26 protein-coding genes and 1 pseudogene are annotated in these 21,982 nt (G+C 64.6%); 21 read left to right on the top strand and 6 right to left on the bottom strand.

What is annotated here, in order from left to right; translation table 11 throughout:
• The first annotated feature begins 223 nt into the window (after positions 1-223).
• From phoU to M2163_RS23985, 5 genes are all read left to right on the top strand, one after another.
• The gene (gene phoU, locus M2163_RS23965) at positions 224-913 is read left to right on the top strand and encodes a phosphate signaling complex protein PhoU (protein WP_053851307.1); all 690 of its coding nucleotides are present in this window, start codon (positions 224-226) and stop codon (positions 911-913) included.
• A 148-nt stretch (positions 914-1,061) separates the two neighbouring features.
• Entirely contained in the window at positions 1,062-1,220 is a 159-nt protein-coding gene (locus M2163_RS23970) for a hypothetical protein (RefSeq protein ID WP_167348002.1), read from the top strand.
• A gap of 163 nt (positions 1,221-1,383) precedes the next feature.
• Positions 1,384-1,632: an SCO4226 family nickel-binding protein gene (locus M2163_RS23975; RefSeq protein WP_280850769.1), complete on the top strand. Its 249-nt coding sequence runs from the start codon at positions 1,384-1,386 to the stop codon at positions 1,630-1,632.
• Between the two features lie 131 nt (positions 1,633-1,763).
• The gene (locus M2163_RS23980; protein ID WP_280850768.1) at positions 1,764-2,615 is read left to right on the top strand and encodes an MBL fold metallo-hydrolase; all 852 of its coding nucleotides are present in this window, start codon (positions 1,764-1,766) and stop codon (positions 2,613-2,615) included.
• Positions 2,616-2,807: 192 nt separating this feature from the next.
• A complete protein-coding gene (locus M2163_RS23985; protein ID WP_280894973.1) occupies positions 2,808-3,362 on the top strand; it encodes a DUF4760 domain-containing protein in 555 nt (184 codons plus the stop codon).
• Positions 3,363-3,392: 30 nt separating this feature from the next.
• Here the strand turns inward: M2163_RS23985 and M2163_RS23990 are convergent, their stop codons facing one another.
• Positions 3,393-3,959 carry a GNAT family N-acetyltransferase gene (locus tag M2163_RS23990; protein WP_280894974.1) on the bottom strand — a complete coding sequence of 189 codons (567 nt, stop codon included), beginning with the start codon at positions 3,957-3,959 and terminating at the stop codon, positions 3,393-3,395.
• 264 nt (positions 3,960-4,223) lie between these two features.
• Positions 4,224-4,595, bottom strand: a complete 372-nt coding sequence (locus M2163_RS23995) for a GIY-YIG nuclease family protein (RefSeq protein ID WP_280894975.1) — start codon at positions 4,593-4,595, stop codon at positions 4,224-4,226.
• Between the two features lie 305 nt (positions 4,596-4,900).
• Here M2163_RS23995 and M2163_RS24000 point away from each other — a divergent pair, with 305 nt between their 5' ends.
• A complete protein-coding gene (locus tag M2163_RS24000) occupies positions 4,901-5,167 on the top strand; it encodes a hypothetical protein (protein ID WP_280894976.1) in 267 nt (88 codons plus the stop codon).
• Positions 5,168-5,360: 193 nt separating this feature from the next.
• On the opposite strand, the gene M2163_RS24005 is transcribed toward M2163_RS24000, so the two are convergent.
• Positions 5,361-5,756: a hypothetical protein gene (locus M2163_RS24005; protein WP_280894977.1), complete on the bottom strand. Its 396-nt coding sequence runs from the start codon at positions 5,754-5,756 to the stop codon at positions 5,361-5,363.
• A 497-nt stretch (positions 5,757-6,253) separates the two neighbouring features.
• Between M2163_RS24005 and M2163_RS24010 the strand changes: the two genes are divergently transcribed.
• The 3 genes from M2163_RS24010 to M2163_RS24020 all read left to right on the top strand — a co-directional run bounded on the left by M2163_RS24010 (position 6,254) and on the right by M2163_RS24020 (position 9,475).
• A complete protein-coding gene (locus tag M2163_RS24010; RefSeq protein WP_280894978.1) occupies positions 6,254-7,519 on the top strand; it encodes a TerD family protein in 1,266 nt (421 codons plus the stop codon).
• A 92-nt stretch (positions 7,520-7,611) separates the two neighbouring features.
• On the top strand, positions 7,612-8,214 hold the full coding sequence (locus M2163_RS24015) for a hypothetical protein (protein WP_280894979.1): 603 nt from the start codon (positions 7,612-7,614) through the stop codon (positions 8,212-8,214).
• A 325-nt stretch (positions 8,215-8,539) separates the two neighbouring features.
• Positions 8,540-9,475: a hypothetical protein gene (locus M2163_RS24020; protein WP_280894980.1), complete on the top strand. Its 936-nt coding sequence runs from the start codon at positions 8,540-8,542 to the stop codon at positions 9,473-9,475.
• A 73-nt stretch (positions 9,476-9,548) separates the two neighbouring features.
• Here M2163_RS24020 and M2163_RS24025 read toward each other — a convergent pair whose 3' ends face one another.
• Positions 9,549-10,418: a toll/interleukin-1 receptor domain-containing protein gene (locus M2163_RS24025; RefSeq protein ID WP_280894981.1), complete on the bottom strand. Its 870-nt coding sequence runs from the start codon at positions 10,416-10,418 to the stop codon at positions 9,549-9,551.
• A 402-nt stretch (positions 10,419-10,820) separates the two neighbouring features.
• On the opposite strand from M2163_RS24025, the gene M2163_RS24030 reads away from it, so the two are divergent.
• The 4 genes and pseudogenes from M2163_RS24030 (at position 10,821) to M2163_RS24045 (ending at position 13,710) form a co-directional block, all read left to right on the top strand.
• On the top strand, positions 10,821-11,231 hold the full coding sequence (locus M2163_RS24030; protein ID WP_280894982.1) for a hypothetical protein: 411 nt from the start codon (positions 10,821-10,823) through the stop codon (positions 11,229-11,231).
• A gap of 92 nt (positions 11,232-11,323) precedes the next feature.
• Positions 11,324-12,097, top strand: a pseudogene (locus M2163_RS24035) (site-specific integrase); the annotation flags it as partial.
• Between the two features lie 40 nt (positions 12,098-12,137).
• Positions 12,138-12,413, top strand: a complete 276-nt coding sequence (locus M2163_RS24040) for a ribosomal protein L7/L12 (RefSeq protein ID WP_280894983.1) — start codon at positions 12,138-12,140, stop codon at positions 12,411-12,413.
• Between the two features lie 709 nt (positions 12,414-13,122).
• Positions 13,123-13,710, top strand: a complete 588-nt coding sequence (locus M2163_RS24045; RefSeq protein WP_280894984.1) for a hypothetical protein — start codon at positions 13,123-13,125, stop codon at positions 13,708-13,710.
• A 532-nt stretch (positions 13,711-14,242) separates the two neighbouring features.
• On the opposite strand, the gene M2163_RS24050 is transcribed toward M2163_RS24045, so the two are convergent.
• Positions 14,243-14,830: a GNAT family N-acetyltransferase gene (locus M2163_RS24050; protein WP_280894985.1), complete on the bottom strand. Its 588-nt coding sequence runs from the start codon at positions 14,828-14,830 to the stop codon at positions 14,243-14,245.
• Positions 14,827-15,600 carry a GntR family transcriptional regulator gene (locus M2163_RS24055; RefSeq protein WP_280894986.1) on the bottom strand — a complete coding sequence of 258 codons (774 nt, stop codon included), beginning with the start codon at positions 15,598-15,600 and terminating at the stop codon, positions 14,827-14,829. The genes M2163_RS24050 and M2163_RS24055 overlap by 4 nt, the downstream gene beginning before the upstream one ends.
• 549 nt (positions 15,601-16,149) lie before the next feature.
• Here M2163_RS24055 and M2163_RS24060 point away from each other — a divergent pair.
• From M2163_RS24060 to M2163_RS24095, 8 genes are all read left to right on the top strand, one after another.
• Positions 16,150-16,419, top strand: a complete 270-nt coding sequence (locus tag M2163_RS24060) for a DUF6284 family protein (RefSeq protein ID WP_280894987.1) — start codon at positions 16,150-16,152, stop codon at positions 16,417-16,419.
• Complete coding sequence (locus tag M2163_RS24065; RefSeq protein WP_280850763.1) at positions 16,416-16,865, top strand: Pycsar system effector family protein; 450 nt, start codon at positions 16,416-16,418, stop codon at positions 16,863-16,865. Before M2163_RS24060 ends, M2163_RS24065 begins: the two co-directional genes overlap by 4 nt.
• Complete coding sequence (locus tag M2163_RS24070) at positions 16,862-17,158, top strand: DUF6303 family protein (protein ID WP_280894988.1); 297 nt, start codon at positions 16,862-16,864, stop codon at positions 17,156-17,158. Before M2163_RS24065 ends, M2163_RS24070 begins: the two co-directional genes overlap by 4 nt.
• Positions 17,155-18,165: a DUF2637 domain-containing protein gene (locus M2163_RS24075; RefSeq protein ID WP_280894989.1), complete on the top strand. Its 1,011-nt coding sequence runs from the start codon at positions 17,155-17,157 to the stop codon at positions 18,163-18,165. The genes M2163_RS24070 and M2163_RS24075 overlap by 4 nt, the downstream gene beginning before the upstream one ends.
• Positions 18,165-18,506, top strand: a complete 342-nt coding sequence (locus tag M2163_RS24080; protein WP_280894990.1) for an RRQRL motif-containing zinc-binding protein — start codon at positions 18,165-18,167, stop codon at positions 18,504-18,506. Before M2163_RS24075 ends, M2163_RS24080 begins: the two co-directional genes overlap by 1 nt.
• A gap of 20 nt (positions 18,507-18,526) precedes the next feature.
• Complete coding sequence (locus M2163_RS24085) at positions 18,527-18,838, top strand: hypothetical protein (protein ID WP_280894991.1); 312 nt, start codon at positions 18,527-18,529, stop codon at positions 18,836-18,838.
• Between the two features lie 353 nt (positions 18,839-19,191).
• The gene (locus M2163_RS24090; protein ID WP_280894992.1) at positions 19,192-21,036 is read left to right on the top strand and encodes a helix-turn-helix domain-containing protein; all 1,845 of its coding nucleotides are present in this window, start codon (positions 19,192-19,194) and stop codon (positions 21,034-21,036) included.
• 84 nt (positions 21,037-21,120) lie between these two features.
• A complete protein-coding gene (locus M2163_RS24095; protein WP_280894993.1) occupies positions 21,121-21,981 on the top strand; it encodes a bifunctional DNA primase/polymerase in 861 nt (286 codons plus the stop codon).
• The last annotated feature ends 1 nt before the right edge of the window (position 21,982 follow it).

Raw genomic sequence — 21,982 nt, forward strand, 5'->3', positions numbered from 1 at the left:
CCTCCAGGTTAGGCATGGGTTCCGTCCTGGCCACAGCCGTCCGAGCGCGAGCTCGAACACTCGTCGCCCAGAGTTCACCTTGGAGCCAGTGTTGGTTCATTTGGGAGGGCGGAAACGGACGCGTAGAGGTCCGAACGTGGGAGCGTGGGGTACGCAGCACCGGTTTCGCGGCCGGTTTTGGCCCCTGGAACCCACAGGAATGACGTACGAGAGGGAACCGACAATGCGGGACGCGTACCACGAGGAACTTGATTCGATCGGCGACGGTCTGGTGGAGATGGCCCGGCTGGTCGGCTCGGCGATCGGACGCGCCACGACGGCCATCCTCGACTCCGACCTGAAGCTGGCCGAGAGCGTGATCGAGGCCGACCAGAAGGTGGACGACCTCCAGCACGACCTGGAGGCCCGGGCGATAGCACTGCTCGCCCGCCAGCAGCCGGTGGCGACCGACCTCCGTATCGTGGTCACCTCGCTGCGCATGTCGGCCGACCTGGAGCGCTCGGGCGACCTGGCCCAACACGTGGCGAAGCTGGCCCGGCTGCGCTTCCCCGAGAAGGCCATCCCCCACGACCTGCACGCCACCATCCTGGAGATGGGCCAGCTCGCCCAGCGCCTGATGGCGAAGGCGGCGGAGGTCATCATCACCAAGGACGTCGACCTCGCACTCCAGCTGGAGCAGGACGACGACGAGATGGACCTGCTGCACCGCACGCTCTTCCAGCACCTGCTGGACGACAAGTGGAAGCACGGCATCGAGACGGCGGTGGACGTCACCCTCCTCGGCCGCTACTACGAGCGGTTCGCCGACCACGCGGTGTCGGTGGCCAAGCGCGTGGTGTATCTGGTGACGGGTGAGCACGCGGACGAGCTCCAGCAGGAGATCCAGCCGGTGACGGGCGTGGAAGGAGCCTGAACCGGCGCCTTCGATGCTGTTCGGGGCGGGTACGAGCCTCCGTGCGCCGTTGATGCGCCCAGGGGGGCGGGCATGCAATGAGGACAGGGTCTGGACCGGCGGTGGGTCCGGCGGTCGGAAGGTCAGGCCCTCATCTCCAGGAGGGACCATGGCCGAATCCCCCAGCACTCCCCAGCCCGACCCCACGCAGGAACGCCCGACCGAGCAGCCCGCCGCGATCAGGACCCTGACGGTCATCGGCGCGTGCGGCTGCGGCTCGGGGTGCGGATGCGGGTGCCAGTCGGGCAACCCGTGCCAGTGCGGCTGAAGCGGTACCGCTGGATCTCGTACGACCGTGAGGGGCCCCGGGTGATCCCGGGGCCCCTCGTCGTCCCGGGTCGACCGGGCGGGCGAGGAGGGGGAGCATAGGAAGGAGGAGCGGGGGCGCAGGAGAGACCGTTCGGCTCGGGGATGGCAGGAAGGTGCAGGCCATGGCGCGGTACATGGACGTACACCGTGGGATGCAGGGCATCACGGCCGACCAGCTGATGGAGGCCCACCAGGCCGACCTCGCGATAGAGAAGGAAGAGGGCGTGCACTTCGAGCGCGCCTGGGCGGACCCCGAGTCCGGCGTCGTGTACTGCCTCTCGGAGGCCCCGTCGGCGGAGGCGGTCCAGCGGATCCACGAACGGGCGGGCCACCGGGCGGACGAGGTGCACGCGGTGCCGTTGTCGGTTTGACCCCGGACCGACGAGGTCACACCCGGGCAGTCGACCGGCTCGACGCATGGAGTCCCCGTCGGCACACCGACGAGGACTCATGAACGGGGATCGACCACGGCCCGACGCGACTCCGTTCCAGGAGAGCAGCGATGACAGCCATGGAGAGTTTCGACCTTCTGCAGCCGTACAAGATCGCTGAGGAGACGTTCGTCATCCCGTGGGCCCTTGAGGCCCCTCCGGTCGGCCACTTCCCGATGAACTCGATGGTGATCCGGGGAGCCGAACCGGTCCTTGTGGACACCGGGGCGCCCGCAGTGCGCTCCCAGTGGCTGGAGGCAGCCTGGTCCGTCGTGGATCCCCTGGACGTCCGGTGGATCTTCCTCACCCACGACGACCGCGACCACGCCGGCAACCTCCTCGCGGTCCTCGCGGAATGCCCGAACGCGACCCTGCTGACGACTTGGTTCTCCATCGGCCGCATGGCTGAGGAGTGGGAGACCCCCGTCAACCGGTGCCGCTTCATGACCGACGGCGACACCATCGACGTGGGCGATCGCACCCTGGTCGCCAAGCGACCGCCTCTGTACGACAACCCCACGACCCGCGCCCTCTTCGACCCGAAGGCCGGTGTCCTGTGGGCCGTTGACACCTTCGCCACGAACGTGCCGACCCCTGTGCCCGAGACGGCGGCGCTGTCGCCGGACGAATTCCGCGACGGCCAGTTCTTCGGCGGACGGCTGGTCTCCCCCTGGGTCGCCCTGCTGGACTCCCAGAAGTTCGGCGCGGTCGTCGACGACTTCCAACACCTGAACGCCGAGGTCATCGCCGGCTGCCACTGCCCGGTCCTGCGCGGAGCCCAGATCTCCGAGGCCTACGACCTCCTCCGTCGACTCCCCGGGGTCCCCCCGTGGGCAGAGTTCACCCAGGCCGACCTGGATCAGTGGATGGCGGCGGCCGAGAGCTCGGTACCACCGGAACAGCCACGACCGTCGGGGACGTGACGGCGGCCGCTCGACGACACGACCGGCCGGGCTGGAAATGCCTCCCACCGGCGGCGTATCGCGCGGGTGGGAGGCTGGGTCGAGAGGGCTGCTTCTTCTTGCCCTGGGTCTGGCGGGCCCGTTCTTCGGTACGTGCCTGTCGATGTCGGAAACAGCCCCGCGAGCTGCGCCTCTTCCGTAAAGTATCCGGCCGTGACGTCGTATGAACTGTGGTCCCTGGTTGGTTCGTTCGGCTCTCTAGTCGTCAGTGTCATCGCCTTCGGCGCACTGGCGTGGCAGCTGCTCCTCCTGTCCCGCGGCACAGCCCAAGATCACGACAGGCGGCGCAAGCAGGCAACCATGGAGTACCTCACGGCCAATATGGACCGGCGGAAGGAGCTGTTCGATGAGGGGATACCGAATGAGCGCGATCATGGGGCCATCGCCGCTCTGATCAGTCTCTCGCTGTCAGGCGACCAGCAATCGACCAAGCTGATCAGTGCATACCTCACCACGTTCAACTTCCTGGCCGTAGGCGCGCAGACGGACGCCTTCGACCGAAGGGTCATCGACGAAGCTTGGGGCGGCCTCATCATCGCCGTGTGGAACAACTACCGGCCTTGGATCGAAGCGAAGCGACAGGACTACGGCGAGCCACGCGTGTGGGAGAACCTGGAGTGGCTGGCCGGCCAGATGGCCCCACGTCGGTCTGCCGCTCCCGCCGGAGAGGGCGGAAACCTGCCCCCGCAGGGACAACCGGTGCCGTAGAGAAGGCCCATGGGATCGACCGCCGGTCGTTCAGGTGCTGCCGATACGCGCAGGCTCCGGGGTCTCGTCCGTGAAGACATGCTCTGCCGGCCGGGTTTGGCGCTGAGCCAGCCAACCTGACACCCGAGGCCCCCCGTTGATCGCTGCCCCCTCCAGGACCGTACGGACGTGCTCGAACCCCTGACGGAGGTAGTACACCTGTAGGTCTTCGTTGGTTGTCCACGCGTCGAGCCGGAGCCATTTGGCCCCGGCTCGGTACGCACGGTCTCCGGCCCACTCGAGCAGACGTCCACCGAGGTTCTGTCCGGCGTATGTGCGCGCCACGCTGAGCTTGCTGATGAACAGAGAGGGCTCGGCCAGTTCCTGCTCTGTCCAGAGCCCTTCTTCCACTTCGGGGGTCAGGGTGATCGCCGCCGCCGTCGCGTCACCGTCCAGGACCATGAACACAGTTCCCGCCCGGATGGTCTCCAACAGCTTGTCAGCGGGGTAGGGGCGTTGCCACTGGTCGATGCCGAGACGGGAGAGCCAAGCTGCAGCTTCCTCGCGGAAGGCCAGCAGCGTAGCGACGTCGACCGGCTGGGCAGGGATGATTCTCACTGCGGACTCTCCCCAGGTGCACTGGGCCCAGGCCATGAAAACGCCCCCGACTTGCACCATGTGCGCAGGTCAGGGGCGTGATCACAAACCCTACTTCTTCTTGCCCTGGGTCTTGCCGGGGATCTTGGTGAGCTGGGTTTTGCTGGTCAGGTGCGTTGGGCTCGTGCGCCTGGTGGTCGTCGTTGGTCATCATTGGCCACTGCTGAGCGACCTCGGACGGCCCAGAGACGGCCCAGACAACGGCCCGGCCACCCTTTCGGCGGCCTACGAGCTGATGGGCAACTCCCGTGCCTGCTGACGTGCTTGGGCCCGGATCTCCTTCAAGCGAATGTGAAACGGGTTGTGGCGGTTCTGGTCGAGGTTCAGCGGGAGGTCGAGCTGAGAGATGAGCTGCGACTCCAGCTCCCACGGTTCGCTCCGCTCGATCCAGCACACCCGCGCGTTGTCCGCCATCCACCGGGTCAAGGTGGCTTCGCCGACCTTGCCGAAAGTCATCCGCTTGCCACTGCCCACGCGGCGCAGCTCAAGTCCGAGCAGACATCCGAGGGTGAGCCTCAGCGTCGAGCCAGCCGCGTTACCCCTGTAGTGGTAACGCACCCGCTTGCGCAGGTTCTGCGTGCTGGTCCGGTTCGCCATGTACCGCGGAGCTATCCCAACGTAGAGCAGGCGCCCGGCGTCCAGGTCCGGGTGTGGCGGCTGCTTGAAGTGCCACCCATAGACCCCTGCCGTACCCGGCACTGGGCTCGGACGCTCCAATACCTCCGGTGCCGACCACAACCGAACAGGACTGACGAGAGCAGTAGCCTCCACGAAGCCTCCAGACATGCGACGGTTGATCGTCGCAGGCTACTGGTCGACGCTGACAGAGCGTCTCCGGCTGCGTGACATGAGCTTGGGCGCTGCGAACGGCCCTGAACCAAGCTGAATGAGACGGGGACCCGATGGAACGAGTGGAAGCCGAGCTGTTCACCGATGCCGGCAACGACGCTGTGGTGCGTCTGCCTGGCCGTCGCTTTCCTGGAGTCCTGGTCCAGGGCGACACCCTCAGGATCCTCTCCGCCGACGTGGCCGAGCTCGTCGAACTCTGCGCGGCCGGCGACCTGGAGGAAGCCCGCCAAGCGGCAAGGCTCCTCCAGGCGGAACTCGGGGCGAAGCTACAGCGCTACACCGATGCTCTCGACGCCCACGGAGAGCGACACCCCTTCTGATCCGTAGCTCTGTAGAGATCGGTCATTGAAGGTCATACAGGTTGCCATGAGGTTCATACGGCTCAGGGTTGACCTCGGTCGGTTGCTGAGGTTGCTGTACTGCGTTGCTGTACGCGGAAACGGCCCTGAGAGCGCAGGTCCGTGACTGCGGTTCCGACGTACTCTGAACCGGCCTGTCTCCAGCAACAGACAGCTAGTACCAATCTGTACAGACGATTTCACGACGGTTGCCCGCCTTGCCGCACGCCCGCATCACATACCCGGCGTCATTGTGAGCCACCGTATGCGCCTCGCGGCCGCCGCGCGGGATCTTGGTCACGTCCAACTGCTCCCAGCTCTGCCCGCCGTTGGCAGACCAGTCCACCCAAACCGAGTCACCACGTGAGCCGTTGGAGATGCGCCCCCACGCACACCGGGTACCGCTGTGATAGCGCAGTTCGATCTTCCGCCACCAGACCTCAGCAGTCCCCACCGTCGACATATAGCGCGGGTCCCAGAGGCTCGGGTTTCCACCGGCGGGGCACGTCCACCGATTGCCTGCTGCGGCCGGTGCGGCACTTCCGATCGGAATGATGATCGCGGCGCTCACGACCAACGCCCAAGCCGTACCTATTCCAGCACCTCGTGAAACGCGCATAGCGGACATGACGATTCCCCCCTGCTGAAACCATCCGAACTGGATGGAAGTACTCAGCATGACCGTCACAAGTACTTCCGTCTCCCGCCATGAGCCCGCGCACGGGCGTACGGCTGGTTGCTCAGCTACGGCGTGCTCCCCCGCTGTACCTACGCACAGGGGCATACACGACAACGCCACCCCCCTCCCTTGGTTGCTGTCCCAGTCAGGCACGGGACAGCAACCTGCACGCTTTCCAACTGTGGTGGTGGGGCTTTGGGTCTCTCCTGAACGCCCGTGAACGGCGCTGAATGAGACGGAAACTGAGACGGGCAGCAGGACTACCAGCACACCTTGCCACTTCAGGCACACGAGCGCCTTGGGAGTGCTTCACCATAGGAAATCACTGTTTGTCCTGCACGGGCTGGCTGCAGGTACCACGATGTACGCACCACCGTGAGAGGGCATCCATGACCACCACCCTTGCCAAAGGCGGCAACGCTGTCTTGTCCGCAGCGGTCTGCCGCGTCACCCTCACCTCGCCCACTACGGGCATCGACGTTTCCGCTGTTCTGCTCGGGCAGGACGGCAAGGTGCGGAATGATGACGATCTGGTCTTCTACAACCACTCGTCGCAGGACGGGATCGTACTGAGCGGGCAGACGATCGTTGCGGATCTGGCTGCGGCTCCTGCGACAGTCGACCGCGTTGAGATCGTCGCCAGCATCGACCCTGAACTGCGGGCTACTCACTTCGACGCGAGCAACACCCCTCACGCTGTCATCGAGTGTGGGAGCGCACGGATCACGTTTGCCCCGCCGCCGCTCACGCATCGGGAGACGGTGGTCATCCTCGTTGAGCTCTACAGACGGGCAGGCGTTTGGAAGGCAAGGGCAGTAGGCCAGGGATGGGACACGGGGCTGGCGGGCCTGGCCTCGGACTTCGGCATCGTTGTAGATGACCCCGGACCGTCCACGGCGCAGTCTCCATCTGCGGCGACGGCCACGCAGACTCGGCCTACACCCACTGCGCCGCCACGACCCGCCTACGCACCGAACATCTCACCGGCCGGTGCAGCAGTCCCGCTGACGCCACCGACGCGCCCCCTCGTCCCTCTGGGCAAAGTAGCCCTTACCAAGGCCGGCCAGGCGACCATTGACATGCGCAAGGACGACCCAAGCCTCGTCGTCACGGCCACACTCGAATGGAACGGCGGAAGCGCAGCCCGAAGACGAGCTGGCGCTGACCTCGACCTGTACGCCCTCTATGTCCCTGGAAGTCTTGTCACCCCGCCTGGCAAGCGCCCGAACAAGTCAGATCAGGTCGTCTACTACCGACAGCTCGGGTCGCCCTTTGCGCCGCCCTACATCGCCCTGGACGGCGACGCCCGGGTACCGGGCCGCGAGACTATTACCATCCGTCGCCCCGACCTCCAGGGCTACGTCCTTCTGTGTGCCTACAGCGCGGTGGAAAATGGGACCGGTTCATTCAAGTCCTACGGTGCTCGGGCAGTCATCACCGACGGGCGGGGCTCCACCGTAACGGTGCCACTGTTCAACAACCGCAATTTCTCGTACTGGGTTGCCATTGCATTGATCGACTTCACCGTTCCCGGTGGTGTCCAGATCCGACACGTGGAGAAGTACAGCGGCAGCCACGTTGAGGCGCGCCCCACACTGTACTCGAACGGGAACTTCCGAATGAGCACCGGAAAGGTTGAGTTCAAAACCAGATAGTCGGCGACGAAGCAGGGAGTAAACCTTCTGGTTTCTGGCGTGTCCCTTGGGCGGCATACAAGACTTGCTATGCCAGAGAGCCGAAAGAGAGAATGAAATTGAATCACGGCAAGCTGATGATGATAGCGCAAGGAAAAACCTTGGATTGGCGAATTTCACTTGCAGTTGCAGCTATTCCGGCTCTAGCGTCCGTCATAGCCGCCGTCATTTCCGCCCGTTCGGCACGGAGGGCGAAAAAGTCTGAAATCGATGCACAGCACCTTAGGGATCTCGAAGCAAGAATATCGGAGAAGAAGTATGATGTATACAAACCCATGATCAACCTTCTCAAAGACATCCTCAACCAACGCGTGATGTCGGAAGATGAGTTCAAGAGTCTAATTTCTGAATTCTCGGCCTGGGTTACAATTTTCGGCTCAGATCAAGCGGTCATAGCTTTCCATAATTTCATGCAAGCGACGTATGTTCCTGAAACGCCTCCCACTATCTTGATGAAACTCTATGCCGAGTTCGTTCTTGCTGCGCGCCGCGATATGGGGTATCCGGATACTGCGATCGACGCAAAGCACTTCCTGGGTATGCGTATCAGCGATCTGTACAGTCACGACCAACTCGCCAAAGTTGATATGCCGCTAGCTGACCTTTGTCGAGAGATAGGTTGGACGCCCCCTTGGGAGCAAACGCCAGCAACGTGAACGCGTTTGAAATGGAACACCAAATGTCGTCGATCAGAGCAAGCTACGACGGCTGGGCCCGTGACGACGATTCTTGAGCCCTCACCTTGAGAAGCTGAGGTGATCTTCGTTCGGTTGCTGGGCTGAACTGCAGCGAAGTGGATACGAGGACGCATCGGGCGCTCGAATTGCACCCGGTGATCCCCGTGATTCCCCTCAGGATTTGGCACGGCGTCTGACACACTCGGTCGAGTGCGGGCCCCCGGGGCCGCTGCTGGGTACAACGCGTCGGTGCGTGGAACGACAGGGCACGCGTATGCCAGGCGCCCCAGCATGGAGCCGAAGTATGGCCAAGTTACCTAAAGCGCTGACAATGACTCAACGCTTTTGGGATCATCGATCTATGTTGCTGAGTCTCCTACCTGGGCTACGGGATGTCCGCACGCCACTTGCGGCGGGACTTATTTACCTGCTGACAGCTTGGCTCTTCCTTGCACCGGGCATTCCGAAGCGAGATCAGGCTACGGGTGTTATAAAATCCCTCTACGACCTGTCTGAGATTTGCGGTAAGCCGGCTTCGCTTGCCGCAGTTGCCTTCTGCGCCTATCTGATTGGGAGCCTAGCTGGTGCGGCAATTGAGAAGATCACACTCTTCGCAACGTTGATCGTTCGCAAGAGCTACATGCCCTCTCTTAGTCAAGAGGCGGAAGCGGATCTGATCTCCTTTCTGATTTCGGAACTCGTTGGCGTGCCGTTCAGAGAGGTGAGGTTCAGCGGGCGAGGGAATAATTCTAGCCCATACAATATCGTGGCCATGGCTATCTCCATAGGAGATCGTCGATCGGAGATGGGGCTCGCCTATACTCATTTGGAAACCGGTTTGGGGTTTGAGCGGAGCCAGTTGCGCATCAAACTTCTAATTACCAAGCCTGAAATCTATGGGGAGTACGATCGCTACACTGCAGAGGCCGATTTTCGGCTCGGTGTCGCAGTAGCCGGTATTGGATTGATCTCTGCCTTGGCCATTATGGGGTCGGCGTGGTGGTGGCTCACACTCGCTTGCCCTATCCTCCTTGTGCCCGCCGCCTTAATGAAGAGCAGGCAGGCTAATGACCTATTGATTCAGACGATTGTGGCCGGTGAACTCAGCTCCTCAACACTCGATGCAGTCGTGCGTAAATGGAGGACTGACCATGGTGAAGAAACCAACCTGCCTGCCACAGACGGAGACGCAGCCCCTGACGCTGACTCCCCGCCCGGTCAGATGTCGGCGCCTGTGTGAAGATGTCGGCCTCTATAGCGGTGGTGGCCTAATGGATCGGGCGCCGACACGAATCGCCCGGTCGATCTAGACACTATTGGATCACTCGTTCAATCGATTCCGTTAGCAAGTCATAGATGACTTCCTGTTGGTGTTCCGCCATACCAGCCAGGGGGGACTTGGGGTCGTTGACCGCCTGAAAGCGAGAAAGTTGAGGATCGCGTGGAAAACGGCATGCTTTAACAACTACGGGAAGGATTCTTGTCCCCTCGGCTTCAGCTTTCATCAAGAGTGGTGGAAGCTCGTTTTCGACGATAAAATCCGAAGCGAGGAAGTCTGCCGAAATCAACAGGATGGCAATGCGCGCTCGATGCAATGCCTCTCTGATTTCCTCGCGCCATGCGTCTCCCGCTTCGATCCTTGTGTCAGACCACGCGTCGATAATTCCTTGGCGTTCCAGGGGGCGCAGGTGCACGAGCAGTCGGCGAATATACTTCTGGTCGACGTGGCTGTAGCTGATGAAGACTGCTTTCTTGGGCTCGCTTTGAAGCCACTCTGAAGGCTCGACACTTGGTTCTGCCTGAAGGTTGCGAAGATCTTGCAATAATGCGCTCTCGAGATTCTTCGTATCGCGTAGCGAGTTACCATAAATGAGCGTTCGGTAAGATGCCATGTCGAACGGAATTTCTCCGCCAGATTCCGCGATGAGTACCACATGCACCCCGGCTTCGCGGGCGATACCCAGCATGTACCCCACGTGGAATCTTGCCCTAGTGACGTCAAATACGGCGACATCGGTTTCTGGGAATTCCTTCTTAATTTCTGAACCGATGGCGCGAGGAGCGAAATCCCCTGGATTGATAAATGTAACCTCCCCCAATTCCGCCACTGTTGTTGCGTCGGCCAGTTTCTGCATTACTCGCCGAGTTGAATCCCTATCGTTGAGGAAGAATGCAATCTTCATGCAGAGAGCCTAGCGTAAATGTGCGGAGCGCACACGGTATGGGAAAGTCGCCGCGTGTGAGGTCGGTGGAGTCTCAATGGGCGAGTCAAGTGCCGCAGCGGGCGATCAGTACCCGAAGAAGTGAAGGGCCGGTCCTCTGACCTGGGGCCCCGTAATCGATCAACGCTGCGACCTGCGATTTAGCCGTCGGTGGTTGTCAGCGTTGGTCGTCGTTGAGCACCCTTCGACGGCCCAGCGACGGCCCGCATCGTCGCCGGTGGGCTGGAGTGTCAGTGTCACGCCTTAGCCTGCTGGGAGCAGGGTAGCTGCGTGCGGTACTAGGAGAAGGGGAGGCAGTTGGCTTCGTGGGTTACGCCGCTTCTGGGTGGCGTGGGAGTTGTCATAGCAGCGGCGGCAGGGCCCTTGGTCACCGGCACAATTCAAAACCGTCGTGATGCGAGGCTCATCGCTGATCTTGAGCGCAATTGGGAGCTGCTGGGCAAGCTGCAAGCGGAGCAGCCCGATCACTGGACTCACGAGATTGCTCAACTAGATGCCCTGATCCGCACCCAGGTTGCTGCGGTGGCATCGAGGCAAACTCGGTATGTCGCCCATCGTCGTAGCTGGAGCGCCTTGGGCGCCGTATGCATGATCGTGGTGTTCGCGGTTCCACTGCTATGGCTGCTCGCTCTGCTCCATGCCTGGTGGTCATGGACCCTATTCGCCGGTTTGCTGCTCCTCGCCGTCATCCTCTGCGGGATCGGGCTCTACCAGACCTTCAACCCGCCAGAAGATCCGGCACCAGAGAGCGACTCGGGCGGCGGTGAACAATGAGGTCGGTGGAGCGGCTTTGGGCTGGAGCTGCTTTGGGGCGAGTGATCATGGCCCCGTAAGCTTCCGGCGAGTCTGGCAGTCTGTGGACCTTCAGTGCGGCCGTGGATGACGGGCACCTTCCCAGGAATCCGTGTGCGGCTCGCTCGGTCCGGCCGCCGACCGTCGATGACAGGCGCGTCGCCCCCTGGACAACGGAACGGGTCTTCGCCGTCCGGGCCGGCATGCCCGAGCGGTTCCGGGCCATGGTCGACCTCGGCGGCGGCTGCGGGCTGCGCCAGGGCGAGATCCTCGGCGTGGCCGTCGACGCGATCGACTTCGAGTCGGACACGCTCCACGTGGTCCAGCAACTCAAGCTGAGCCGAAGCAAGGCTGTGTTCGCCCCGCCAAAGGGTGGCAAGCTCCGGGACGTGCCGCTGCCCGGTCCGGTCGCAGATGCGCTCCGGGCTCACATGAAGCGGTTCCCGCCGGTCGATGTCACCTTGCCGTGGAAGGTGGCAGACGGGCCGCCGGTGACCAAGCGGCTGATCTTCACCGGACCGCGTGGTGGTCACGTCTGGCGGACGTCCCTCAACGAGGAGGCGTGGAAACGGGCGCTGGCCTCGGCTGGAGTGATCCCGGAGCGGAAGCCTGGCGAGTCGTACGCCGAGTCTCGCGAGAACGGCATGCATGCACTCCGCCACTTCTACGCCTCGGTCCTCCTGGACGCCGGGGAGAACATCAAGGCCCTCGCCGAGTACCTCGGCCACTCCGACCCAGGCCTGACGCTCCGGGTGTACGCGCACCTGATGCCGTCCAGCCAAGAACGGACGCGCAAAGCCGTATCCGCTGTATTCGAGGCCACCAAAACGATGCGACATGACGACTGAGGGCTCGTACGCTCCGAACCGGAGAAGGGCGGGGAGAGGCATGGCGGACGAGTACTTCTTACTGGTGTGCGACGACGTGCCTCACGACGTGGTCCTCACCGACCCCGGCGTGCGCGTGATGGACGTCGTCCAGCTCGTACGTCGGCTCACGGGGCTGAGCCTGTGGCGCAGCAAGGTTCTTGCGACGCAGGTTCCCGCCGTCATTCTCGCCTGTGTGCCTGAGGAGGACGCGACGGCATCCGTCTCGGCCCTCCGCGATGCGGGGGCCCAGGCAGAAGCCAGAGAACGGCCGCAGCCGGACTTCCTGAAGCCCTGAGCACGACCCGCCCAACCGGCTGACGGCCCACAGACGGCCCAGCCCCACCAAAAAGCCCCCGCCCTGCCAAGAAACAGCAGGTCGGGGGCTTGCTGGCGTTCGGTTACTTCTTCTTGCCCTGGGTCTGGGGGGCCCGTTTTTTGCCCCTGGTCAGCGAGGTGGACAACCTGACTGACCTGGGCTCGGACCGTCGTTGTTGGTCGTTGTTGGCCGTAGCTTGTCGCCCTTGGAGGGCCCAGAGAGGGCCCGGCGGTGTCTCCAAGGACCCAGCCACGAAGAGGAGCAGCCTCCGCCTGGCTCTCGACCACAGCCTCCGCCTCACCTGCTGCAACTGGCCAATACCTCCCTGGAACTGCCTTATTGGCGCTAACGTTCAAGCATGCGATGTCTACTATCGACTAGCGCCAGGTCTTCTCGACTCATCTTCAAGGCGGTTCGGGCTGCTGGGGTCGAAGTCGTAAGTGCCCAAGACCTTGAATCGGACTGGCTTACGCAAGGCGTTACAGGAATCGATTTTGTGTGCGCAGCCCTTGACCGCCAAACACTCGAAACGTCCCCGCCCGCCCTCTTTTTGGAGATAGGAGCCGCCCTAGGTCGTGACCTTCCCCTGCTGATCATCACGGAGTCTCGCCGAAAACTCCCTTTGCCACTTGCTGGAATCCAAAGCGTTGAGCTGGATTTCGAAAATGGTGAGGCTATTACACCTCACGTGAAGCGCTTCGCCGAAAGCCTCGAAGTCCGTCGCCCGAATCCTCTGCCGCCCGGGACACAAAACGCGCCTTCACCCCTTCTAGACGCTAGACAGTTCCTCGAAAAGACCAAGTCTCGGCAATTCTCGCCGGATGCGGCCGGCGCAGCGACCTTTCGCGCCTATCAGTACGAGGAAGTGATCAGGAGCGTCTTCTCCTATTCTGCGGCTCAAGTAAGTGAATCCACGACAGGCGGCGGCCCTGACAAGGGCTTTGATTTCGCAGCTTGGGTTGACACGGCCAGCGAAATTCTAGGCGGCCCCATCCTAGTTGACTGCATGATCGGGGAGCACATTAAGCCGGGCACGGTGTCCCGCGCGGCAAAGAGACTCGCAGATGTACTGTACGCCCGATCTCTGTATTTCGGCATCATCGTTTACCATAACGCCAGCGACCCGGCATATCGCGTTCCCTATCACTCACCACTACCTGTCGGCGTCATTTCAGCCTTGGAACTTGTGGAGAGGGCAGAGAGCCGCACCCTGAGTCGCGCATTGGTGAAGCTCCGGAACAGCCAGATGCATCAGTCTCAGGCGGGTCGCGAATGAGCGCGTTTGATACACGGAAGCTTATGGCCTTTTTGCGGTCCGCGCAGAACCCTGCGAATAACACGGCGGTACGCGGTCGCTCATACGAAGACGCGCTTGATTTCCTATTCAGCCAGGTTCCGGGGTGCCAAGTTCAACGAAATAGCCTCAATCAGTTCAAGTCCGAGGAGATCGATCTATCGGTTAGCAACTTCCGCGAGCAGGGCGGCCTTAAAATGCTGCCTGAAATCTTCCTGGTGGAGTGCAAAAACTGGAGCAGTCCCGTTGACTCTGCAACCGTAACGACCTTTAGTAGTAAAGTTCGCCGACGCGGGTGCTCAGTTGGAGTTCTGGTCGCAGCCAGCGGTGTCACGGGTGACCCTATCGAGAAAACGGCAGCCTACCATCAGGCCGGGCAGTCCTTGGCAGAGGGCACAAAATTGCTGTTGATTACATCGGCCGACTTGTCGAAACTGACGAAGGTCTCCGAGTTGGTAGATCTCCTACACCGCAGATATCTGGATCTGCACTGCGCTGGCACCTTCACTCTCGCTTAATCAACTCGCCCCTGAATATCAGGAGGAGAGGCTTCACCCGGCTTACGGGTTTCGTCCACAAAACCATGGTTTGCGGGACCTGTTGGGCGCTGGGCAAGCCAACCAGATACCCGAGGACCCCCGTTCACAGCCACACCCGCGATCACTGTTCGAACATGTTCAAAGCCTTGGCGGAGGTAGTACGCCTGAAGCCCCTTGTTCGTCGTCCACGCGTCCAGACGGAGCCACTTGGCACCAGCTCGGTAAGCCCGATCCCCCGCCCAATCGAGCAGGCGCCCTCCAACATTCGCCCCGGAATGCGTGCGCGCCACAGTGAGCTTGTTAATGAACAAGGAAGGCTCCGACAGCTCTTGCTCTGTCCAGAGCCCTGCCTCCGCATCGGGAGTGAGAGTAATGGTCGCGACCGTCGCATCGCCGTCTGCAACCATGAAGACGGTTCCCGCTTGGATGGTCTCCAGCAACTTGTCAGCGGGATAGGGGCGTCGCCACTGGTCGGTGCCGAGACGAGCAAGCCAAGCTGCGGCCTCCTCACGGAAAGCCAACAGCTTAGAGACGTCGTCTGGGCTGGCGGGGATAATTCTCACTGAGGCTCGTTCTCACTTCGGGCGGACAGGTCGCCAATCTCGTAATTCATCCGGTTGAGGTCACCGCGGAACGTGGTGATGGTGCACCGGATGGGCCGGTCCTGGGAGTACCCGGTCCGCGTCCAAAGCAGGACCGGCACTCCAGCACCGATCTCCAGCAGTCGCGCCTCCTCCGGTGTCGGCATACGCGCGGCGATCTCGTCGAAGTACCCGATCTGCTCAATGCCTTGAGCCGCTAGGTACCGAGTCGTTCCCTCTTCGATGTCTCCTGGCTCGGCAAGGCGCGGTGACGCTTCGACCAGCCATGATGGATAGTAGGTCGCTTGCGTCGACCAAGGGACGTCATCCACATAGCGATGACAAAACCGCAATACCGCCTTTGCACCTGCCGTGATACTCAGGCGCTGGGCGATCTCCTCCGGTGCCGGCAGCATCTCGACCCGGAACGTCTGGTGCGGCCGTCGCCCCGCCTTGGTGACGTCGGTGTTGTAGGAGTCCCCGTTCTGCGGGAAGTTCAGATTCTCGAACCGGGAAGCGTTGAGTTCGAACACCTCGTGGGACTTGACCTCGTAGCCCAGTCCCTGGCTGGACGTCAGCAGCCCCTCGCTGACCAGCAGGCTAAGCCCGTTACGGACGGTGTTCCGGGACGCATCGAACCGCTGCTGTAGGTCGTTTTCTGAGGGCAGCCGCGACCCCGGCGGGAACGTGCCGTTGTCGATCTCGCGGCGCAGGACATCCGCGACCTGCCGGTACTTCGGCTGCTTGTTCATGCCCTCATCATGACGCACTCGGGCAACTTGTTGGTACATGTAGGCCAACCCCCTTGACGACTCACTGTCCGTGGGTGCAGCATCACTGCATCAGCTTGTACCAACAAGCTGAACAGGCGGTGCAACACCTGCAAGTATGCGCCTGCGCTGACAGCGCACGGAGGAAAGCCCGCAGGGGTGAGTACGAAGGCAGCGCGTTTGATTGAGAACTCAACAGAGGACGCACCGCAGCCTGACCACGGGAAGAGCGGCCGTCGGAAGATCAGGCAACAGCGACAAGCCGTAGGCCCTGCCGCACGAGCAGCAAGCACCTTCTCCCATGCCGCCCCCGATAGGGCGGACAAGTGACCCACGCGTGCGGTGAGACAAGGGCAGAGATCGTGGGCCCCGTAGGCAGCCTGACCGGTTCAAGTCCGGTCCGGGGCACTTCGGCCGGTTTGCGGCCAACCGCGCGGCATCGCGCGACTTCCACCAACGGCGGGCGCCCCCGGAGCGGTAACTCCGGGGGCGCTGTTCGGGCCGTTCACCTGTGAGAGGACACACGACCCAATGAGCCACATCGTTACTGTTCAGGACGCTGTTACCGCGTTCGCCGACTTCATGGAGCCGACGGACGCTGAGCTGGACGCGATCGAGCTGGAGATGCCCGCGATCCTCGCGGATGTCGACCTGTTGGACGCGCAGATCATCACCATCGACCGCGCCCCGACCGAGCTGGACGTCCGGCGTATCCGCCGGGCCCGCCGCAGGCTGCTGGCCGCCCGGCGAGACCTGATCAACCGCACCGGTGCCGCGAGCCTTCCGGAGGTCGGAGCGTGAGCGCCACCGACTCGAACCTGATGACCGCGCTCGCCGAAGTCAAAGCGGAGATCACGCGGACCGACACCAAGACAGGGCTGTTACTGGCGTTCGTCGGCGCGGTCCTGGCCGGCACGTGGACGGTCGCCAAGGACGTACCGCTGAGCCCTGCCGCATACGCGGTGGGCGGGTTCGGCATGGCGCTGCTGGTCACGGCCGCTGGTCTGCTGCTGCGCTCGACGCGGCCGAACCTGCGGGGCCGCCACGGATTCCCGTTGTGGGCCACCCTCACCGCTGAGGAGATCACCCAGCACGCCGCCGCGCGGGACCTGGCCGCCGACATCGCGGGTCTGTCCCGGCTCGCGGTCGTCAAGTTCACGTGCCTGCGCCGCGCGGTCGACCTCACGTGCGCCGGCGGGATGCTGCTCGTCCTCGCGCTCCTGCTCACCCTGGGGAGCGCGCTGTGAGCGAGCAGACGACCGCGCGGGAGTTCACCGCGCAGATGTCCGTCCGTGCGGGTTTCTGGTGGCTGTACGTGGTGGTGCTGAACACCACCGAGCCCTGGCCTGAGCACCGGTTGGGACGCTCGGTCCCGACGTTCACCGACCGTACGAACGCGCTCAGGCTGCTCGGTTTCGAGCCGGTGCCGGGCGCGCGGTGGGCGTGGACGGAGGACAGCATCAACCCCGACAACCCCGCCTCACCGATCGTGCTGATCGCCGCGACCCGGATTCGTTCACTGCCGGAGGTGAGCGCGTGAACGCCGTTCAGATCCGTTCAGCAGAGCGCGCGTTGTCGGTCGGCACATGGCTGATCGTGGCTGGCGCGATGCTCTATTCGATCCTCACCGTCACGCCGCTCGCCGCCGCTCACACCCCCGACAAGTGGGACTGGACCGCACCCATCCTGCCCCTGGTGGTGGATGCCGCAGTGGTCATCGTGGTCCGGCTGGATGCGGTGCTGGCACGGCTCGGGGGACACGGCGGGAAGTGGCCGGTGGTGCTGCGGTGGATGACCGGCTGCATGACGCTCGCCCTCAACGTCGCCGATTCCGCGTTGAAGAACGACCTGGTGGGCGTGGCTGTGCACGCGGTCGCGCCGCTGCTGCTGATCGTCACGGCCGAGACCGGACTCGCCTACCGGCGCGCCATCACCGCCGCCGTGCTGGCGCTGGAGGCCAAGCAGCAAGCCGAGCGGGAAGCCCGCGAACGCGCCGCGATCGAGCGGCGCGAGGAGGCCGCGCGGCGGGCCCGCGAGGAACGCGAGCACGCCGCCGCGTTGGCGCGTGAACAGCGGGAGCATGAAGCCCGCATGGCCCGTGAACAGGCTGAGCGGGAAGCAGCCGCACGACGCGAGGAACGCGAGCGGGAGCAAGCCCGCGAGCGAGCCGAGCGCGAGGCGCGTGAACGCCAGGAGCGCGAGCGTGAACACCTCCGGGCGGAGCGTGAACGCCGTGAACGCGAGGCCGCCGAACGCGCCGAACGCGAGCGGCGCGAGCGCCTGGAGCAAGAGCGCCGTGAACGGGCGGAGCGGGAGGAGCGGGCCGCGCGTGAACGCGCCGCACTGCTGTCCGCCGGCCCCGCCACGGACAAGCTCCCGGAGGACGACGCGCGCGCCATCGTGGCCGCCGCGCATGCCGAGGGCCTGCCGGTGCGGCAGGCTGCCGAGCTGTGCGGCTGGTCGGTCGGGTGGGTCTCCACTCGGTATGCCGAGCTGCGCGGGCCCGTCAACGGCGTCCCGGTAGATCTCGCCGGTATGGGCCGCTGATGACCACCGCACCGGCCAGTGGCTCGCTGCCTGTGTACCGGTGGCGGCTCGCCCCTGAGGGACTGGCCACCCGTCGGCAGCTTCGCACGATGGGGCTGCGCCCGGGTGGCCAGGACGTGGCCGCCGAAGTCCAGCGTCCCCGCCGCAGGCGCGGCCCGCTGGTCGCGTACCTCTATCGCATCGACGCGGCGAAGCCCGTCCGGCCGATGACGCCGGGCCGGTGGGCCGCGCTCGCCCGGGCCAACCGTGCCCGCCGCATCTGCCCCACCTGCCGGCGCGATGCCGGATACGTCATCCCCACCTCGCTCGGTGCCTGTGTGCCCTGCGCGAGTCCCCGCTGATTCCGAGGGAGAGAGCCCTGATGGCACACCGTGACCTGCCGGGGATCATCGCTCCGCACGTTCCCGCCGACGCCTACCGCCGCGCGGAAGCCACCGGTCAGCCCGTCGTCATCGTCGTCCACACCACCGACCCGAGCGGACGGCCCCTGCGCCACTACCTGTTCCCCCTCGTCATCGCGGGAGCAGCCGCCATGGGCTGCTGGGGACTGGTCGCCGCCCTGTGCGCGCTGATGGATGCCGCCGCCCACACGGCTACCGTCATCGCGCAGACTGCCGGGCCCGTCGGCATCGGCGGTATCACCCTCAAGCTCACCCGCTCGAAGAGCAGTTGAGCATCCGTCTACGACCTCCCGGCTCACCCGTGAACGGGCGGGAGGCCGTAGACGGCCCGTAGAGCCTCCGACACCCCTCCAATGAGGGGTGAGAACCCCGGTTCCGTGAACGGCCGTTCAGGGCCCGCGAGGGGGTTGCACGGCCCGATTTTCCGGCCCCCTACGCGCGCGTGCGCGTAGGGCCCTCACCCCTCCCCACCGCTCAACTCTGCAACGTCGCAGGTCAGATGTGGTTGCAGGGGTTCAACCGGTGCTGTCGACGCAACCGACACCACCGTCCACTGCAACTCGGGTGGGCCGGTGCCGCCACGCGACGGCGCACCGGCCCTTATCCACGGTCTTGGAGGACCCTCGTGGACTGGAAGCAAGCATGGTCGACCACCACCAACACCACCACTGCCGCTCTCGATTCGCTCGCCCCCGTGTGCGCTCCGTTCGCGGCCCGCTGGGACCTTGAGGCAGAGCGACGCAACAAGCTGCGCACACCGGAGCACTTGAAGGCGCTCATGGCCGCGCAGAAGGAGCACAACGCCGCGCGCTCCACGCACGCCACCGCCAAGTCACAGCAACTCACCGCGCGGGCCGCGTCCAACAACCCGTTCGCGGCCAGCCGCCGCGCCGCACGCGTCGCGGCCAAGGCAGCCGCCAAGCACGAGCGCGACACCCGCGCCAAGCTCAAGGCCGCCCGCGTGAACTACCCGACCACGCTCAAGACCCGCGCTGTGCAGGCGCACGCGGCGCACGCCGTGCCGAGCGCAATCGCGTCCGCCCTCATGTCCACCGCGCACGTCACGGTGTGGCCTGCCGCGACTTCGGCTGTGCTGATCGGAGCGAACGTGGCCGCGCTCGCGCTCGGGCGCCGCAAGCTGCGGGTGCCGGTGGATGCCTCGCTGTCGCTGGAAGAGCGTCAGCTCATGGAGCGGCTCGACCCGACGTACTGGGTGGAACACGCCCCTGATCGCGGCCTGGCCGGCACGGTCACCACACCCCCGGCCATCGAGCCGGGCGGCATCCGCTGTGAGATCCGCCTGGACGGGCAGTGGACCGTCAAAGCCCTCGTGGAGAAGACCGATTCGGTCCGGGCCCTTTTGGGGGCGCGTACCGCGCTGCGCATACGGATCACCTCGGCCTCGCGCGGCGGGTGGGCCGTGGTGACCCTGGCCACGCGGTCGGCAGCCGCAGGCGTCTCCTCGCTGTGGACCCCGGACCGCATTCCGTCCGACCCGCTGATGATGAGCCTTGCTCTGGACACCGAGACCGGAGATGAGGTCCTGATCCCGTTCGATGAGCGCCTGTTGGTGTCCGGCGCGTCCGGCACCGGCAAGTCCTGGTCGTTCCGCCCGCTCATGGCCACCGCCCACCTGCGCGGTGACCTGCTGCTCATCGACGGCAAGGGCGAAGAGGCCAACATCTGGGAGCCGGTATGCCGCGTCGCCGTGGAACAAGACGAAATCACCAACGCGGTGGACGAGGCGCACGCGGAAATGACCCGCCGCAAGACCGACATGAAAAAGCGCGGGATCAGCGTGTGGGACGGCCGTCAGCTCACCGTCGTCGTGGACGAGGGACAGGTGATCCTGGCCCTCATCACCAAGGACAAGGACCGACTCCAGCGCCTCATCGAACTGTCCTCGCTGGGCCGCTCGCGGGGGGTTGTTCTGTGGTGGGCGACCCAGTACCCGCTCACCGATGGGTCCGCCCCGGGAGTGCACAAGCTGATCGCGCCGAACCTCCTCACGAGGTTCTCGCTGCGGGTGGCCGGCACGACACAGGCACAGGTCGCGCTGGATGACTGCGCGCACTACGCGCCGCACCAGATCCCCGACGGCCGTGAGTACCGGGGGCACGGCTACCTCAAGGGCTACGGGCCGCGCATGCTGCGCACCTGGACCCTGGACGACGCGGGCGTGCGCACCCTGCCCAAGTCGATCTGGTCCCCCGCGCCGTCCACGGGCGGCCAGCCGCCGCGCACGCCGCTGCACCTGGTCAAGAACACGCCCGCACCGTCCGGCGCGGCGACCAACCGGGACAAGGTACTGGGCGCCGTGCAGGCGGGGGCCCGCACCGCAAAGGACGTGGCCGACACGACCGGCCTCAACAAGGGCACCGTCTCCCGCGAGATCAAGGCCCTGACCGCCCATGGAGCCCTGCGCAGGACCGCCGACGGCATGCTCCTGCCCGGCCAGCAAGCAGCCTGACCACAACGTCAAGGGCGGCCCCGTCTCGCCAAAGCCTGGCCGCCCTTGTCTCCAGTCCTCAACAGACCCGCGGAGGTCTCCAGCATGACGCAACCGACCACCTTTCGGGGAGAGCATCTGCGGACCGCTCTCGCCCTGGCCGCATCCGGCCTGCCCGTACTGCCCTTACGGGCCGGGAAGGTGCCGTTCGGCAACTGCCGCCGCTGCGCCAACAACGCCTGTGGCGGCCGACCCAACATGAAGACCCCCGGACCGTGCACCTGCCCCGGGCCCTGCCACGCGTGGGCCGCCGCGACCACCAACCCAGACGTCATCACTTCCGGACCCTGGCGGCGCGCATGGCTGCAAGCCGAAGCGGTCGCCTATCACCCGGGCGGAGCCGGGCTGACGGTCGTGGACCTGGACAACGCCGACGCAATCGCATGGGCCCGCGAGAACCTGCCCACAACACAGGTCATCCCCACCACCCGGGGCGAGCACTGGCTCTACCTGGGGCGAATGCAGTCCGCGAACGCGGTCCGGCCCGGTGTGGACATCAAGTCGACTATGGCCTACGCCCGTTGGCTCGGGTTCGGCACCGGCACCATGACCACTCTGCCGGGTGCCGTGCGAGCGCTCATCACGAAAGATCCCTCACCGGTCCCGTCGGCGCCGTCCGCCGTCCGTGTGCCCACGTTGACCCGTGGCGAGCAGTGCCCGCACCGCACGCCCGTCTACCTGGAACGTGGCGTTGCCATGGCAGAGCAGCGCATTACCCAGGCCCGCAGCGCAGTGCACGCCACCGTGTACCGCACCTTCCTGGCCGTGCTCTCCACGCACGGCCGGTGCGGATGCCTCACTGACGCGCACGTTGCGCGGCTGTTCACCGCCGCGCAAGCCAAGGGAGAAACCGCCCGTCACTGCACGGACGCCTGGACCAATGCCCGCACCACGTTGGGACTGTGAG

This window comes from Streptomyces sp. SAI-135, assembly GCF_029893805.1.
Taxonomy (GTDB): Bacteria; Actinomycetota; Actinomycetes; order Streptomycetales; family Streptomycetaceae; genus Streptomyces.